Source organism: Paenibacillus sp. FSL H8-0122 (assembly GCF_038005345.1).
GTDB lineage: Bacteria > Bacillota > Bacilli > Paenibacillales > Paenibacillaceae > Paenibacillus_AQ.
This window is the reverse complement of record NZ_JBBOTB010000001.1, coordinates 622989-637967: the sequence shown is the minus strand read 5'-3', so window position 1 is coordinate 637967 and position 14979 is coordinate 622989. Positions and strand designations below refer to the sequence as shown.

Here is a 14979-nt window from a genome sequence, read left to right as displayed (position 1 = left end):
ACCAGGCTTACGCGCAGTTAGCGCACCAGCTCAAAATTAAAGCCGGAGTTATGATCATCAAGCTGCTGCAGAATCGTGTTCACGATCAGACTGAGCAGATTAAGTGTTCCCTGATACCCGATAATCGGATAACGGTGCATGTGATGGCGGTCGAAGATCGGGAAGCCGACCCGCACCAGCGGCACCTCCGCATCCTTGGCGGCAAATTTCAGATGGGAGCTGCCAATCGCCAGATCCACCTTGTCATTCAGCAGCAGCGAGCGCATATGCCACAGGTCTCTGCCGACATGCACAGTAGCCTCGGTGCCATACGGGCTTGCCGCCAGCAGCGCTTCGGCTTCGTCCTTGAACTTCACTTCATTGAAGTCCACATCACCGTTCGAGCAGATAATGTGCACCGGCTCCATCCCGGTCTCCAGGCAGAAGCCGATCAGGCCAATAAGCAGATCCGGGTCGCCTACCAGCGCTACCCGCTTGCCATGCAGGTAAGGATGACTGTCCATCAGCGCATCCACGACACGGCCGCGTTCTTCCGTAAGCACTGCTGGAATCGGGAGGCCGGTCAGCTCACTGATCGTAGCCAGCAGCGTATCTGTACCCTTAATGCCCAGCGGCGTGGATAACGCTGCCAGCTGCTGGTTCCAGGTGCCGCTGATATATTCCTGGGTCTTCTTCAGCGTATACTTTTGCAGGGACAGGGTTGCAAGCGCATTGGCTGCCTGCGGAACATCCACAAGCTTGGTGCCGCCGTAGTAGTATTCATACTCACCGGTTGCCGGTGAATCGTAGTTCCCGCTGTGGTCTCCAAGTATGGTGTACTTGGTATCGAAGGCTCCCAGAATCTTGCGCAGCTCTGCAAAGTTGCCGGTGTACGGCTCAAAGCCCAGCATCACATTCAGCTTCTCTCCGCTCTCCGCACCGCTTCCGGGATGGCTCTCAATACCCGAACGGGTGTAGAGGTAGCTCAGGATAACCTTGATCATGGCATCGTAGCCAGTGATATGAGAGCCGACGAAGCTTGGCGTGTTGCAGTAGGCCACCGGATATTCCTCACTGATCACCCCTTTAATGCGGGCATTGCCGATAAAAGAGTTCAGGTCATCCCCGATGACCTCAGCCATACAGGTGGTACAGATTGCAACCATCTCCGGTTTGTACAAGGCGACACTGTTCTCCAGACCGTCAATCAGGTTATTCATCCCGCCGAATACAGCTGCATCCTCTGTCATGGACGTGGATACGGACGGCGTAGGCTCCTTGAAGTGGCGGCTGAGATGGCTGCGGAAGTAGGCGTTGCAGCCCTGCGACCCGTGTACGAACGGCAGCGTCTTCTCGAATCCGAGTGCGGCCATGACTGAACCCAGCGGCTGGCATGCTTTATGCGGATTGATCACCACATTCTGGCGGCTGAAATTCTTCTCCATATATTCGGCGGACTTGGAGTAAGCGAGTGCTTCGGCGGTCTCCTGCTCGCTGCAGGGCGCTTCGAACTGCTTCTTGTTCTCCCGCTGCTGCACATAACGCTCTTCCTTGAACAAGCTGGTATTATCTTTAATATTCAGTTTATCCCTGCTCATACGCCCGCCTCCTCCGGCTTCCTTGTGCCTTGTCTGCCCACCAGATCCCATACCGGGCTGTTCACGGTCATATCCATATCCTTAGCGAACACCTTAAAGCCGTCAAAGCCGTGATACGGGCCACTGTAATCCCATGAATGCATCTGGCGGAACGGCACACCCATTTTGTGATAGACATATTTCTCCTTCACGCCTGAGCCCACCAGATCAATGTTCATCTTCTTCGTGAGCTCTTCCAGCTCATAAGCTGTAGGATCATCCATGACAATGGTTCCCTCGGCAAGCATCGGGAGCATCTTCTCATAGTCATCCTTGTGGGCGAATTCATAACCGGAGGCTACGATATCCATCCCCAGATCTTCATAAGCTCCGATGGTGTGGCGGGAACGCAGGCCCCCGATCATCAGCATGACGGTCTTATTCTCCAGGCGCGGTCTGTATTTGCGGATCACCGCATCCATAACCGGCTTGTATCTGGCGATCATCTGCTCGCAGTTCTCCTGAATCGTGTCATCGAAAAGCGCTGCAATCGCCCGCAGGCTCTCATACGTCTTCGTAGGTCCGAAGAAATTGTATTCCAGCCAAGGGATGCCGTAGGCCTTCTCCATATGATCCACCATATAGTTCATGGAACGGTGGCAGTGGATCAGGTTCAGCTTCGCCTTGTGGGCTACCTCCAGTTCGTTCAGAGAGCCGTCACCGGACCACTGGGCAATGACACGCAGGCCCATCTCTTCCAGCAGGATACGGGAGGCCCAGGCGTCGCCGCCAATATTATAGTCACCTATGATATTCACATCGTAGGGACCGGTCTCAGCCAGCTCGGCACGGCCCATCACGAAGTCACGGATCGCATCGTTCGCAATATGATGGCCCAGCGACTGGCTGACCCCGCGGAAGCCCTCGCAGCGTACCGGAACAATCGGCATTTCCAGCTCCTTGGACATCTTCTTCGACACCGCTTCGATATCATCGCCGATCAGCCCCACCGGACATTCCGACTGGACAGAGATCCCCTTAGCCAGCGGGAACATCTCGGTAATCTCGCGCATAATGACGGCCAGCTTCTTATCCCCGCCGAACACAATATCCGTCTCCTGAAAATCACTGGTAATCTGCATAGCCGTAAAATTATCGATGCCAAGCGTCCCGTTCGCAAAGTTACGGCGCGAGCCCCAGCTATACTGTCCGCAGCCAACCGGGCCGTGACTGATATGGACCATATCCTTGATCGGACCCCAGACCACCCCTTTGGAGCCGGCATAGGCGCAGCCGCGCGGGGTCATGACACCCGGACGGGATTTGATATTGGACTTCACCGCACAGGTGCTGCAATCAATGGCCTTTTCATCCGCCACCTGAAAATGCTTCTCGCGGTCCTTCCGCGCCTTTTTGGGATAGGCTTCCAGAATCTCCTCAACCAGCTTCTGATTCTCTTCAATACTCAGTCCCATGGTTTGATCCTCCTTCTGTTAATGGCTTACTTAAGAGTTGAACGTTAAGCGTGGTCGTCACTGCGGTGAACATTTGGACTTCCAGCCGCTGTTGTCTCCAGATGTTTTTTATTATTCCGCTTAGCGGATAACATCCGGAGACAAAGGCGGACGCTATCGCTCCTCCAGTTCCAAATTTCCCCTCCGCTTCTTTACGCTTTTTGTTAAGTTCTTCAGTAAGCCTTATTGCCCGGAAGCCTGCAGCTTCTTGATCGCAGCTTCTTCATCTTCAATGATGCCGAATTCCATCAGCAGCTCTTCCAGCTCTTCCATCGAGATCGGGGTAGGGATCGTCAGCATTTTGTTATTGAGGATTTTCTCGGCCAGTATTTCATATTCTTTCGCCTGCTGGTGCTCAGGATTATATTGGGCTACGGTCATTCTGCGCAGCTCGGCATGCTGAACGATGTTGTCGCGGGGAACAAAGTGAATCATCTGCGTGTTCAGGCGGCGGGCCAGCTCCATGATCAGCTCATCCTCACGGTCTGTATTCCGGCTGTTACAGATCAGGCCGCCGAGTCTTACGCCTCCGCTGGTCGCATATTTCAGGATACCTCGGGCGATATTGTTCGCTGCGTACATCGCCATCATCTCGCCGGAGCAGACGATATAGATCTCCTGGGCCTTGCCCTCACGGATTGGCATGGCGAATCCGCCGCATACTACGTCACCCAGTACGTCATAGGAGACGAAATCCAGATCCTGATACGCGCCCTCCTGCTCCAGAAAGTTAATCGCAGTGATAATCCCGCGTCCGGCGCAGCCTACCCCCGGTTCCGGCCCGCCGCACTCTACGTTGATAATGTCGCCGAAGCCTGTCTGCAGCACATCCTCAAGCTCCAGGTCCTCTACGGAGCCAAGCTCCGCCGCCAGCTCCAGCACGGAGTTCTGGGCTTTGGTATTCAGAATCAGACGGGTGGAATCTGCCTTCGGGTCGCAGCCTACGATCATGACTCTTTGTTTGAATTTGGTTGCCAGCTGAGCCAGGGTGTTTTGTGAAGTTGTCGATTTACCGATACCGCCTTTACCGTAGAACGCGATTTGTCTCATTGTTCATCATCCCTTCGAAATGTTTAATGTTTCAAAATAAGAGCTGTACTTCACGCTTTCGAGAATGGCTTCCTGAATGCCGCCTTTGCGGACAAGAGGCAGGACACCGCTTTGGTTCAGGCTGGCCCTTGGGGCCTCCCCGATGCCTGAGCAGAGAAGAATGCGGCAGTCACTTAGAATCGATATAATTTCTTGCAGCGTAGCAGCTTTGTCACCGTTACAATCGGCCTTGCCATGGCAATAGGCTTGGATCTTGCGGACACCCAGGAGCTGTACATCCGTTCCGTCAGTGTCGTAGACCAGGAACTCAGTGGCATGACCGAAATGCTGATTCACCTTGTCGCCGCCTCTGGTGGCTACCGCGACCCGCGTCTTCGGCCCTCCGGCCTGAATGCGTCTGGCTTGTTTGGCTAAGACCCGCTCACGGATCTTGGTGTCCAGCTCCCTCTGGAACATCGCCCGGGCTGCTTCATTAATGACCGGCTCAGCCTCCATCGCTTCCAGCGGGAAATCGGGATTACGGTCCTGGCCCAGCAGCCCGATCGCATCGGCCCGGCATTGCCGGCAGTGACGCATAACCTTCATTCCCCCGCGGCCCAGCTGTTCCTGCAAATTAAGCAATTCCTTCGGACGGGGTGCCTTGCGGCCATCCGCTTCATACTGGCTGCCCGGTGCGATAATAAGCGGTGTTACATTGTGCAGCGTGGCCCCGAGCTCTTTTACCCGCGCCGACACTGCGGTCAGATGATGATCGTTAACCCCCGGAATCATAATGGAATTCACTTTGACCAGAATCCCCAGCTTCGCCAGCATTTCAAGTCCCAGTAATTGACGGCGGATCAGCAGCTCGGCTGCCTCTCTGCCTTCGTACCGGATCCCTTCATCGAACACCCAGGGATAAATCGCCTGGCCGACCTCGGGGTCGATGGCGTTGATGGTAATAGTGACATGGCGGATGCCCAGCTCCATAATCTCATCCACATGCCGGTACAGCGTGAGTCCGTTCGTGCTGAGGCAGAGGGAGACATCAGGTACATGCTTCCTGACCCGGGCAAAGGTATCGAAGGTCTGCTCCGGATTCGCCAGCGGATCTCCGGGTCCGGCCACACCCACTACCGAGAGCTGCATCAGCCCGGCGGCAACTCCCCGCACCTTGCGCTCCGCCTGCTCCGGAGTAAGCACCTCACTGACCACGCCCGGCCTGCTCTCATTCACGCAATCGAACTTGCGGTTACAGTAATTGCACTGGATGTTACAGGCGGGAGCAACCGGGATGTGCATCCGGGCATAGAACCGGTGGGCCTCCTCGCTGTAACAAGGGTGGCGGCTAATCTCCTCCTCCGCTTCACTTGATAGACATGACGGCTGCATCATTTCCCACCTCCTAAAAGCTAAAAGTTTTATGGTTCAAATAGCCTTTGTTTTGGTTAATGTTATTTTAGTTAACATCAACTTCACTTGGCCGCTTTAATTAGTCTCATCATATTTTCATTACGGGGGATCGTCAATTAGTCCGACGTTCATTTCGTCCTTTATTTCCTTTTGTTTGCAGTTTCGCCATATCATATGTCAACTTATATGACTCACACTTATCATGTTTCCGTTTTCAGGCCTGTCACTTTCTAATGATATGTGTTCTCACAAAAACATTGACAATGTCTCTTAACTCGGATATGATACGTTTAGCCAGAAACGAATACTATAAAATTTCATATAATCCCGTAAAGGGGAGTAGCTGTTAGATAAAATCGTCAATACGAGAATATGAGGATATTCTCCGGTTTTATCGGCAATAGATTATTGTTAGCGAGACCTTTACCAACCAGGTTACCTTTATTCCAAAGGCTAATCTGTTTGGTAAAGGTCTTTTTTATATATATTTTTGGTTAAACTAATGGTATCACCGTTAGTTTCGCAAAAAGCAGCTAAACCCACTTGAGGAGGAAACAGCAATGGATTGGGGATTATTATTAGAATACGGATGGGTATTGCTCGTTCTCGTAGCACTGGAAGGGCTGCTTGCCGCAGACAACGCACTTGTACTCGCAATTATGGTTAAGCATCTTCCTGATGAGGAACGTAAGAAGGCATTGTTCTACGGATTGGCCGGAGCGTTTGTGTTCCGGTTCGGATCACTGTTCGTCATCTCCTATCTGGTAGACATCTGGCAGGTACAAGCCATCGGTGCGCTTTATCTGTTATTTATCGCGGGGAATCACATCTTCCGAAAAGTGTTATTCGCTAAGCCGGTCACGGAAGACGCCGCTGAAAGCGGAAGCCCTGGAGCTGTAAATAAGAAGAAAGCCAGCTTCTGGTTCACCGTACTTAAGGTCGAAGTAGCAGATATTGCCTTTGCCGTAGACTCCATCCTTGCAGCCGTAGCCCTGGCCGTTGCTCTTCCGGCAAGTGGTATCCGCAACATCGGCGGCCTCGACGGCGGACAGTTCCTTGTAATCTTTGCGGGCGGCTTCATTGGTCTCGTTATTATGCGGTTCGCTGCTTCCTTCTTCGTTAAGCTGCTTCACACCCGTCCGGGTCTTGAGGTTGCTGCCTTCTTCATCGTCGGCTGGGTAGGGGTTAAGCTCGCAGTCATCACACTGGCCCACCCTGCTCTGGGTGTATTGTCCGAAGACTTCGCACACAGCACCTGGTGGAAACTGACCTTCTATGTAGTTCTGATCATCATTGCAGCTACAGGCTGGTTCATGAGCAGTGTCAAGACCGAAGAGAATGTCGGCGAGAACCCGGTCAAGGAAGTTGATAAGCAGCTCGGTAAATAATCCGGGAAAGATCTTAAGCGCTTCTGTTATGCTTTAAACATACCAAAAAGCCCGTTTCCTCCATTTGGGGAAGCGGGCTTTATTGTGTTGAATGGTTATACTCTGCGGCTATCTCCGCCACTTCATGAATCTGTAATCCAGCACATCCACCAGCAGGAACAGCACGAATCCCACCAGACTGAACAGCATAATTCCGGCATACATCTCAGGGTAGTCCAGCCGCAGCCAGGCATCCATGATAAAGAAGCCCATACCATGCTCCGTACCGTAGATTTCGGTGAAAAAGAGTACTGAAATCGCTGTGCCCAGCGAAATACGAATCGTACTGAGGATCACCGACAACGCGCCGGGAAGCGTCACATTCCAGAATTTCTGCATCGTGCTGGCACCAATACTCGTCAGCACATCATAAGTACTCTCGGGGATGGCCTTCACACCATCACGTACCGAGATAATGACCTGAAACAGCAGGATCAGCATAATCATCAGCACCTTGGAGGTTTCTCCCAGGCCGAAGAAGAGCATGACCACCGGCAGCAGCGCAATTTTGGGAATCGGATAGGTCAGATAGACGACCGGGTCCAGTACCCGGTTCCAGAAGGGAGAGCGGCCCATCAGCAGACCGGCCAGCAAACCCAGCAGCAGAGCCAGCAGCACACCTTCAGTGATCCGCATCAGACTGTAGCCGATATTCAGCGCCACATCATGGGCCCCCAGCTGAAACATTGCCTTATAAACCGCGCCCGGGCTGGGCAGAATCGCGTGATTCATGAGCAGATATGCGATATACCAGAGCGCATTCATTCCGGCAAAAACGAGCAGCAGGCGCAACAGGTGAACAAAACGCCGTCGTTTTACCATTTCTCCATCATTACCTTTCGGATTCTCTTGGACTGCATAAAGTACTCCTCGCTCTCCCGCTTCTCAGAATGCTTCATTGCAAATACAGCAGCGTTATCGAGAATCTCCGGCGGCTCCTGCTGCCTGGGCAGCAGGATGATAATCTTCTGTCCCAGGAGAATCGCCTCCTCCACATCGTGGGTGACGAACAGCGTGGTCGCCGGATGCGCCTGCCAGTTGTCGATAAAAATCTGCTGCAGCCCTTCCCGTGTAATGGCATCCAGCGCCGAGAACGGCTCATCCAGCAGCAGAAGGGTCGGCAGAATGGCAAAGGCGCGGGCAATGGCCACCCGCTGCTGCTGACCGCCGCTCAGCGAGAGCGGAAACCGTCCGGCGAGCTGCGCAATTCCCATGGATTCAAGCCAATGCATAATTTGACGGTCCTGCTCCCGCCGATTGTGGCCTTCCCCGCCCGGACGGGCGATCCGCATCGCAATCCGGATGTTGTCACGGACCGTCTTCCAGGGCAGCAGGCCATAATTCTGCGGCACCAGCCCGATCAGCGTCTCCTTTTCATGGACAGATCTGCCATTGAAGAGCAGTTCCCCCTTGTAACCGGGCAGCAATCCGGCAATCGCCCGCAGCAGCGTGGATTTTCCGCTGCCCGAGGGACCGATCACCGTATAAATCCCGTGCTCCGGCAGGGTCAGGTTCATTTCACCCAGAGCCAGCTGCCCGTTCTGATAAGCTACATGCAGCTGATGAATGCGGAGACCGCTATTTTTTAAACTGGACATCGGAGATCACATCTTCAGCCGATAGCGTTTTGGTCAGCAGTCCTTTTTCACGGGCCCAGGCAAAAGCAGCCTCCACTTCCTTCACATCCACCTGGTTGGCAGGCAGATACTCCGGCACCTTAATCTCATTCTTCAGCGTATCAGGATAGCCCACTTCCTTAATAATCAGGTCGATATATTCCGATTGGTCATGCGTCTTCATATAATCGACAGCCTCATCATAGGCGGCGTACATATCGCGGATTCCCTGACCCTTGGCATCAATGGCACTCTGCGGAAAAGCCAGCACAAACGGATTGATTCCCGCACTGTGGGTGGAGCTGAGAACGCGCAGACCGGCAGTACGGCCCATCGTTACAAAAGGCTCCGGCAAAACAGCCGCATCCGCCTTATGATTCTTAAGCAGCTCCAGACGCGTTGGAATCTGCGGCACTTCCGTTACAGTAATATCGGCTTCCGTCAGGCCGGCCTGCTTCAGCATCATGGCAACGGTATACTGGGTTGAGGTATTCTTGGACAGGATGACGGTCTTCCCCTTCAGATCCTTTACCTCTTTCACTTCATCATTTCCGGTCAGCAGGTCGAATTCACCTGTGGTCGTACTGGTGATTTTGACATCGAGTCCTGCTTCATTATAGATCGAGATCGCCACCAGATCCGCACTGAGGCCATCTACCTTACCCGCCTGAAAAGCCACATCACGATCCTTCGCGCTCTTGAAGGTCTGGATATCCAGGTTCACATGATGCTTCTGATCAAATCCCTGCTCATGGGCAATAATAAAAGGAATCGCATCGATGGATGGCAGCAGTCCCAGTGATATCGTAACAGCCTCAGCAGGTGCAGCTACAGCAGCTCCAGTATTAGTATCTTTGGCATTTCCTGCCTGTTTTGCGCTACCGCATCCGGCAGCTACTACACTGACAGCAGCAGTCAGCACAACTAGCTTCATAAGGTGTTTCCAGTTTCTTGTCTTCATGAATCCTAATTCCCCCATCTCTTATCGGTTACGCTTCATGCGAATTTATTCACATACATAGTACACCTATTGTCCTATTTTGTATATTTATAAATTTAAGTATCAGTTTTCTAATGTCCAATATGTTCATGGAATTCTTTTGACAGCAGCACCCAATAATGACGCAAATATGCTATAATAACCTGTACCTATTCCGCAGGTATCCCCTCTTCAAGCAGCAGTCCTATTCCAACCCTATCTAAGGAGCTGTGCCCTATGAGCGATGGAATTCTCCAGCAGATTCTTGCCGAGCTGCAAGGAGTAAAGTCCGAAATTAACGGAATGAAATCTGAAATTGCAGGAATCAAGTCTGAAATCACTGGAATGAAGTCCGAAATCGCAGGAATCAAGTCCGATCTTAACAATCTTCAGTCAGAATTCGCTACGTTCAAGTCTGAAATTGCGGCCGAGCTGGTGATCATCAAGGCTGATATCGAAAGCATCAAGGAAGATACGAAGCTAATTCCGCTTATTCAACAAGCGGTGTCTGAAGTCAACGCTGAAGTCGTTGCTGGCCGGGATTCTCTGGAGCGGATCGACCGGAGCCTGCGCGGACATGACGCAACACTGGATATACTGGCCCGGCGTTCTATAGATCAGGAAGCTGAATTGAAACGTTTAGCTGCTTCTGCATAACACCCTGCCCCGAAGCGACCGCCCTCCCGGCTGCCGCTTTTTTGTTGCCTCCATACAGTCCATCCTACAAGGACATTGCTCTCTTATACAAACACAAACCCAGTAATCACGACATTATTCCTTATTTATTTGTCTTTTACAGGCGGACATCACATTGATTTATTAATTATCTATGCTATAATGAAAGCGTAACCAGGATAGATGTCCCAGAGGTTCATTACCGTATTTCATCGCCAAGGAGGATGAATGCAATGCTGGCAGGAATTAAGGAACTGAAGAATTGGGTAACCGGAATGTGGCAGCCGGGGATGGCTTCCGGAGAAGAAGATTACCGGAGAATGGAATACAGCGCACACCGCCATCTGCACACACCGCCAACACCAAGCCCGCTTACTTATGAGCAGGAATCGCGCATCAAGACCGTCAAATTTCACTAATCTCCAGTTAGATGTATATATAGAACACCCTTCACCTATCAGGTTAAGGCCGCTAAGGAACGGGAGCATCCCGGTTCAAGCGGCCTTTTATTTGTTGCACTAGATTCATTATCTCGCCAACCACCGCAGGATCGTCTGTGCTGCTTCCAGATAGCGCTGTCCTACGAGCAGGCCGGTATGGGTGGTGCTCCAAAGACCTGCATAGGCTGCGCGGAAATACGCTGCATTGGCTCTGCCCCGGCGCTCATCCTCATCACTGTTAACCGCATAGATCGCCAGACAAGGGCAAGTAATGGACCCGCTGTCTACAGATACCCCTGCTGCTCCGAAATGATAAGAAAAGGTTCGAAACGCCTTGGCGGACTCCATCGTCAGGTATTTGCGCTGAAACGCTATGTCTTCTGCCGTCTCATCCAGGCTGGTCTCCTCTTCGCGGACCGGAGCGGGCACTACATTACCTGGTACCGTTCTGACGATATCTGTATACGGCACCTCCTCATGAACCTCCCTGCATAGACTTGAATCCATCAGCACAAGCCCGGCCAGCCCGGCTGTCTCCCCCACCTTCTGGCTGAGGATCCCGCCCATACTGAACCCGATCAGGACAGGAGCAGCTCCGCATTCAGTCTGAATCAACTGCACTATCTCATGGATATCCTGCAGATAATCTTCAAAGGTAATCTGTGTCATATCCAGCACCCTGCTCCGGTAATGACTTCTCAGATTCATCACATAACAGGTCCAGCCTTCGCGGATGAAATGGGGAAGGTACTTGCTCCACATCCAGCTTCCGGTATACGCACCGTGTACAAACAGCAAGGGTACGTTAATCTTCTGTTCGTGGCCTTCTCTCGCCTCCTCTCCCTTATAAATCTCCAGGAAGAGATCATGCTCACCGACATATTTCTCTGTATGCGGCGGTAACTCATCAGTGTAGTCTCTCATTGTAATGTCCTTTCCATAATTAGTTTGACATCAAACTATCATACAAATTTTTTAGAAATTATGATTGATTTTCATTAAAATCGTCAGCAAAGTCTTCTGCTCTTCTTCCGTGATATCGCGGTAGAACTGCTTCAGCATGGCAGAAGAGACCGATTCAAATACCGGCTCCAGCTCCTTCCCCTTCCCGGTTAGAGTAACATATACGTACCGGGTGTCCTCCTGATCCCTCTCCTTCATGACCAGCCCAAGCCGCACCAGCTTATCCACAAGTGCCGTAACTGTAGATTTGTCCTTATGAATTTTGGTGGAGAGCTCTGCCATAGTCAGTCTGTGTTTATGAAGCAGCGCATAGATAATATCCCCGTGTGAGGTGGCAATGCCGTTTACTCCCTGCTTCGCCATCTCTTGTACGATGAACCGGTTAACCTTCTCGCGGATCTTTGATATAAGTGACATAGCATCTCTGGTTTCCATAAATGAATTATAGTTTGATATCAAACTATTGTCAATAGTTCAGTATTTCAGTGTGCTCCTATTCAAGAGTCCTCATCAAGCAGCATGACTTCCTCGCCCCGCTGCTGCCGGATCGCAATATTGGTTCTGCCCCAAGAGCACATCAGGTCAATAATCTCATTGGCTGTGATCCCATACTCGGTGATGTAATATTCCACCTTGGGCGGCATTTGGCTATAGACCACTCTGCCGATGATCCCATCCCGTTCCAGCTCGCGAAGCTGCTGAATCAGAACCTTTTGCGAGATGCCTGGAATACTGCGCTGCAGTTCACTCGTCCTCTTGGTCCCCGACATCAGTATACATATGATCAGCGACTTCCACTTCCCGCCGATAATCTCAAGCGTCGCCTCAATCCCTAAATGATATTGCTTCATCCCCGGCACCTCCTCAGCAGTCATAACAATGCGCTGATCTAATGATTACTATTCTGCCACATCCGGCACCCGATTCCAATGCACACCTGGAGGTAACCTGGTTACTTCATTGTGTGTATTTACATTTTAAGGAACTTACAAAATAATAGAAGCAGCTGCACAACACAAATTATACACCAGAAAGGTGATCCCTAATGACAACCCTGGTAATCCTGGCACACCCCGATATAGAGGCTTCAAGAGTGAACCGGAGATGGAGACAAGAGCTGCTGCTGCATCCGGAGGACGTTAAGGTCCATGAGCTCTACAAGGAGTACCCGGACTGGAGCATTGATGCTCTGCGGGAGCAGCGTTTATTGGAGGCGCACGACCTGATTATTTTCCAATTCCCCTTATACTGGTACAGCTACCCCCCGCTGCTGAAAAAATGGCTCGACGATGTGTTCACTCACGGCTGGGCTTACGGCTCGAGCGGAAATAAGCTGAAGGGTAAGAAGCTGGGCATAGCTATGACCATCGGCGATAAAAAGGAAAACTATCTGCCAGCCGGGTCTGTTTCTTTTACAGTAGATGAGATCATCGCCCCGTTCCAGGCCAGTGCCATCCATGTCGGCGCAACCGCCCTGCCGTACTTCGCCGTGTTCGGCGCTTCCTTCCAGGCGAGTGATGATGATATTAATCAAAGTGCCGTGGATTATTTGCGATATGTCAAACAAGATACAGGTCAATTTCTTCTATAGCAATGACTTCAACTTCATTACAGTAAAATTTAAATCGGCCCTCCTCTTCAAAATCTCCCACATGAAATCTATACGAGTCCCAGCCTCTATCGGAAATATCTAAAATCTGAAACAAACTCAATTGAACTGCCGCTCCTCCAGAAGCTAGCTGAAGGTTGCCTACATTGGTGAATTGAAGGGTGACCTTGTAGGTTGGCGCTCCCGTACGAATTAAAATAAAGTCTATCCGAAGCATGGGAATGTTATGTTCATCAAACAAATTCACTGTATCTATTTCAATCCAATATCTGAAATCCGTAATGAACTTAAAATCGTAAAAAGTGAAACGGTCTATCAGGCTGGTTACCAAGTCCAGTTTTTTTATATTCCGAGTCACACCTGTCCCTCCATTTCAATGGTCTGCAGATTTCGGCAATTGTCTTTGTTGCTCTTACCTAATCTTTATCGAAGCGATGACTGTCCAGGCTTGAAAAATAGACCAAATGATGCCTCCTTACCCGGACGGCAGTCACTTGGTCTATTCCTGTTTATTTTTCAAAATAATCATCCGAAACGATGATTCCATTTACTGAGAAAAGTTTGTTGAACGGATTATTTTGCTCAGAGACCTGTGTGGCAAACTCGCCTCCAAAATGCCCCATTTTGAACATATCGCGTAGTAACTTGGATTTCTGTGAGGTGGTACTTTGAGCAGCACCGTAATATTCACAGATGTCATGCACAGAGACGTAAGGCTCAAAGCTTTTATCAAATAAAAAGTTAATCGTGCCAATGGCGTGAATAATGCCTGCTGCCCAGATTTCCAGCTTTCCGCTCATAAAGGGAACTGTCCGTTTTCGTCCAAGCTTCTCTACCATTTTGCAGCACAGCTGTTCATAATCCTCATCCAGATATTCCTGGCAGAACCCCCGCACCAGTTGCAGCAGCTGTTCTTTCTTCTCTAACATCTTCGGATCTTTCATTCTCGGCCTCCCTATGTACAAATTTCGCATCACTACTATACCTTGGCAGCTATATTATCAGTGCGAACGCAACTCCATCTTTTGCATATCTACGATAAAACCATAAGTCTGCAAGATGTCTAGTCCAAGCAATCCTTTGTGAGACTTCGGAAGTATTCCCACATCAATCTCCACATCTTTAATTATAAATGCATCAATTTCAATTCGATCCATCACTTTAGTGTAAAAAGGTACCGTTCCCCCAATACCATATGCTTCATAAACAGGGTCTCCGTTTTCATAAGTTACACCTATCTCTTCGAGTACATCAGGACTAAACACAGTATGCGAGGAACCCGTATCAATAATAATATCTTTAATTTGCAGTGTTCTCCCTTGGTAGCATACGGAAATATCTATTGTCAGGAGTTGTCCATCATAAGCTATCTTCATGACCGCCGCCTCACTCTCATCAATGGGTCTCTGCGCAGATGAATAACGCACTCCTCATTGGCAGTGTGATAGACAAGATTGCCAGGTTCGGCGCTGAAAAATTCCTGGTTGGCGTTCTTCTCAGATACTGCACGAACAGGAGCTACTTCCGTTATAATTTTCTTATCATCTTCCTCGCGATAGTCAAGAATGGAAAGCAAAACAAATTGGTCAGGAAACAATTCTCTTACTTGCTGCCATTTCATTCTTTCACACCTCCCGGGTAGCCATCGATAAAAAAGTGGTTCTAATGAATTCATTTTATCATAGTTTGAAATCAAATTGAGAGTTGGCAAACAACAAAAAACCTCCCCTCACCCGAAAGGGTAAAGGAAGGCTTAAA

18 protein-coding genes are annotated in these 14979 nt (G+C 50.5%); 4 read left to right on the top strand and 14 right to left on the bottom strand.

Annotated features, from left to right (window positions below; genetic code table 11):
* Positions 1 to 17: 17 nt before the first annotated feature.
* From nifK to nifB, 4 genes are all read right to left on the bottom strand, one after another.
* Positions 18 to 1577: a nitrogenase molybdenum-iron protein subunit beta gene (gene nifK / locus NSS64_RS02905; protein WP_341139151.1), complete on the bottom strand. Its 1560-nt coding sequence runs from the start codon at positions 1575 to 1577 to the stop codon at positions 18 to 20.
* The gene (gene nifD / locus NSS64_RS02900) at positions 1574 to 3031 is read right to left on the bottom strand and encodes a nitrogenase molybdenum-iron protein alpha chain (protein ID WP_340994233.1); all 1458 of its coding nucleotides are present in this window, start codon (positions 3029 to 3031) and stop codon (positions 1574 to 1576) included. Before nifD ends, nifK begins: the two co-directional genes overlap by 4 nt.
* Positions 3032 to 3253: 222 nt before the next feature.
* Positions 3254 to 4120 (bottom strand): nitrogenase iron protein, encoded by an 867-nt coding sequence (gene nifH / locus NSS64_RS02895; RefSeq protein ID WP_076083080.1) that lies wholly within the window; start codon positions 4118 to 4120, stop codon positions 3254 to 3256.
* Between the two features lie 6 nt (positions 4121 to 4126).
* A complete protein-coding gene (gene nifB, locus NSS64_RS02890; protein ID WP_341139150.1) occupies positions 4127 to 5494 on the bottom strand; it encodes a nitrogenase cofactor biosynthesis protein NifB in 1368 nt (455 codons plus the stop codon).
* Between the two features lie 578 nt (positions 5495 to 6072).
* Here nifB and NSS64_RS02885 point away from each other — a divergent pair.
* Entirely contained in the window at positions 6073 to 6900 is an 828-nt protein-coding gene (locus NSS64_RS02885) for a TerC family protein (RefSeq protein WP_076083072.1), read from the top strand.
* Between the two features lie 108 nt (positions 6901 to 7008).
* On the opposite strand, the gene NSS64_RS02880 is transcribed toward NSS64_RS02885, so the two are convergent.
* The 3 genes from NSS64_RS02880 to NSS64_RS02870 are packed head-to-tail and all read right to left on the bottom strand — an operon-like array spanning position 7009 to position 9516.
* A complete protein-coding gene (locus tag NSS64_RS02880) occupies positions 7009 to 7761 on the bottom strand; it encodes an ABC transporter permease (protein WP_340938470.1) in 753 nt (250 codons plus the stop codon).
* Positions 7755 to 8537, bottom strand: coding sequence for an ABC transporter ATP-binding protein (locus NSS64_RS02875; protein WP_340938468.1), 783 nt, complete (start codon positions 8535 to 8537; stop codon positions 7755 to 7757). Before NSS64_RS02875 ends, NSS64_RS02880 begins: the two co-directional genes overlap by 7 nt.
* Entirely contained in the window at positions 8518 to 9516 is a 999-nt protein-coding gene (locus NSS64_RS02870; protein ID WP_341139149.1) for an ABC transporter substrate-binding protein, read from the bottom strand. The genes NSS64_RS02875 and NSS64_RS02870 overlap by 20 nt, the downstream gene beginning before the upstream one ends.
* A gap of 255 nt (positions 9517 to 9771) precedes the next feature.
* On the opposite strand from NSS64_RS02870, the gene NSS64_RS02865 reads away from it, so the two are divergent.
* Both NSS64_RS02865 and NSS64_RS02860 read left to right on the top strand, forming a co-directional pair.
* Positions 9772 to 10191, top strand: coding sequence for a histidine kinase (locus tag NSS64_RS02865; RefSeq protein ID WP_341139148.1), 420 nt, complete (start codon positions 9772 to 9774; stop codon positions 10189 to 10191).
* A gap of 251 nt (positions 10192 to 10442) precedes the next feature.
* The gene (locus tag NSS64_RS02860; RefSeq protein ID WP_036723496.1) at positions 10443 to 10628 is read left to right on the top strand and encodes a hypothetical protein; all 186 of its coding nucleotides are present in this window, start codon (positions 10443 to 10445) and stop codon (positions 10626 to 10628) included.
* Between the two features lie 108 nt (positions 10629 to 10736).
* On the opposite strand, the gene NSS64_RS02855 is transcribed toward NSS64_RS02860, so the two are convergent.
* The 3 genes from NSS64_RS02855 to NSS64_RS02845 form a co-directional block, all read right to left on the bottom strand.
* A complete protein-coding gene (locus NSS64_RS02855) occupies positions 10737 to 11573 on the bottom strand; it encodes an alpha/beta hydrolase family protein (protein WP_341139147.1) in 837 nt (278 codons plus the stop codon).
* A gap of 51 nt (positions 11574 to 11624) precedes the next feature.
* Entirely contained in the window at positions 11625 to 12029 is a 405-nt protein-coding gene (locus NSS64_RS02850; protein ID WP_341139146.1) for a MarR family winged helix-turn-helix transcriptional regulator, read from the bottom strand.
* Between the two features lie 80 nt (positions 12030 to 12109).
* Complete coding sequence (locus NSS64_RS02845; RefSeq protein WP_340994240.1) at positions 12110 to 12463, bottom strand: winged helix-turn-helix transcriptional regulator; 354 nt, start codon at positions 12461 to 12463, stop codon at positions 12110 to 12112.
* Between the two features lie 194 nt (positions 12464 to 12657).
* On the opposite strand from NSS64_RS02845, the gene NSS64_RS02840 reads away from it, so the two are divergent.
* Complete coding sequence (locus tag NSS64_RS02840) at positions 12658 to 13203, top strand: NAD(P)H-dependent oxidoreductase (RefSeq protein ID WP_340994241.1); 546 nt, start codon at positions 12658 to 12660, stop codon at positions 13201 to 13203.
* Here the strand turns inward: NSS64_RS02840 and NSS64_RS02835 are convergent.
* The 4 genes from NSS64_RS02835 to NSS64_RS02820 all read right to left on the bottom strand — a co-directional run bounded on the left by NSS64_RS02835 (position 13172) and on the right by NSS64_RS02820 (position 14842).
* Complete coding sequence (locus NSS64_RS02835; RefSeq protein WP_340938453.1) at positions 13172 to 13579, bottom strand: hypothetical protein; 408 nt, start codon at positions 13577 to 13579, stop codon at positions 13172 to 13174. The two genes, NSS64_RS02840 and NSS64_RS02835, sit on opposite strands and share 32 nt — an antisense overlap.
* Before the next feature lie 151 nt (positions 13580 to 13730).
* Positions 13731 to 14165, bottom strand: coding sequence for a DUF6398 domain-containing protein (locus NSS64_RS02830; RefSeq protein ID WP_340994242.1), 435 nt, complete (start codon positions 14163 to 14165; stop codon positions 13731 to 13733).
* Positions 14166 to 14222: 57 nt separating this feature from the next.
* On the bottom strand, positions 14223 to 14597 hold the full coding sequence (locus NSS64_RS02825) for a retropepsin-like aspartic protease (protein WP_341139145.1): 375 nt from the start codon (positions 14595 to 14597) through the stop codon (positions 14223 to 14225).
* The gene (locus NSS64_RS02820; protein ID WP_036723516.1) at positions 14594 to 14842 is read right to left on the bottom strand and encodes a hypothetical protein; all 249 of its coding nucleotides are present in this window, start codon (positions 14840 to 14842) and stop codon (positions 14594 to 14596) included. Before NSS64_RS02820 ends, NSS64_RS02825 begins: the two co-directional genes overlap by 4 nt.
* Positions 14843 to 14979 lie beyond the last annotated feature (137 nt).

Excerpts from the sequence above, each read along its gene's own strand:
- nifK (WP_341139151.1), bottom strand. The coding sequence starts at position 1,577 with ATGAGCAGGGATAAACTGAATATTAAAGATAATACCAGCTTGTTCAAG.
- nifD (WP_340994233.1), bottom strand. The coding sequence starts at position 3,031 with ATGGGACTGAGTATTGAAGAGAATCAGAAGCTGGTTGAGGAGATTCTG.
- nifH (WP_076083080.1), bottom strand. The coding sequence starts at position 4,120 with ATGAGACAAATCGCGTTCTACGGTAAAGGCGGTATCGGTAAATCGACA.
- nifB (WP_341139150.1), bottom strand. The coding sequence starts at position 5,494 with ATGATGCAGCCGTCATGTCTATCAAGTGAAGCGGAGGAGGAGATTAGC.
- NSS64_RS02885 (WP_076083072.1), top strand. The coding sequence starts at position 6,073 with ATGGATTGGGGATTATTATTAGAATACGGATGGGTATTGCTCGTTCTC.
- NSS64_RS02880 (WP_340938470.1), bottom strand. The coding sequence starts at position 7,761 with ATGGTAAAACGACGGCGTTTTGTTCACCTGTTGCGCCTGCTGCTCGTT.
- NSS64_RS02875 (WP_340938468.1), bottom strand. The coding sequence starts at position 8,537 with ATGTCCAGTTTAAAAAATAGCGGTCTCCGCATTCATCAGCTGCATGTA.
- NSS64_RS02870 (WP_341139149.1), bottom strand. The coding sequence starts at position 9,516 with ATGAAGACAAGAAACTGGAAACACCTTATGAAGCTAGTTGTGCTGACT.
- NSS64_RS02865 (WP_341139148.1), top strand. The coding sequence starts at position 9,772 with ATGAGCGATGGAATTCTCCAGCAGATTCTTGCCGAGCTGCAAGGAGTA.
- NSS64_RS02860 (WP_036723496.1), top strand. The coding sequence starts at position 10,443 with ATGCTGGCAGGAATTAAGGAACTGAAGAATTGGGTAACCGGAATGTGG.
- NSS64_RS02855 (WP_341139147.1), bottom strand. The coding sequence starts at position 11,573 with ATGAGAGACTACACTGATGAGTTACCGCCGCATACAGAGAAATATGTC.
- NSS64_RS02850 (WP_341139146.1), bottom strand. The coding sequence starts at position 12,029 with ATGTCACTTATATCAAAGATCCGCGAGAAGGTTAACCGGTTCATCGTA.
- NSS64_RS02845 (WP_340994240.1), bottom strand. The coding sequence starts at position 12,463 with ATGAAGCAATATCATTTAGGGATTGAGGCGACGCTTGAGATTATCGGC.
- NSS64_RS02840 (WP_340994241.1), top strand. The coding sequence starts at position 12,658 with ATGACAACCCTGGTAATCCTGGCACACCCCGATATAGAGGCTTCAAGA.
- NSS64_RS02830 (WP_340994242.1), bottom strand. The coding sequence starts at position 14,165 with ATGAAAGATCCGAAGATGTTAGAGAAGAAAGAACAGCTGCTGCAACTG.
- NSS64_RS02825 (WP_341139145.1), bottom strand. The coding sequence starts at position 14,597 with ATGAAGATAGCTTATGATGGACAACTCCTGACAATAGATATTTCCGTA.
- NSS64_RS02820 (WP_036723516.1), bottom strand. The coding sequence starts at position 14,842 with ATGAAATGGCAGCAAGTAAGAGAATTGTTTCCTGACCAATTTGTTTTG.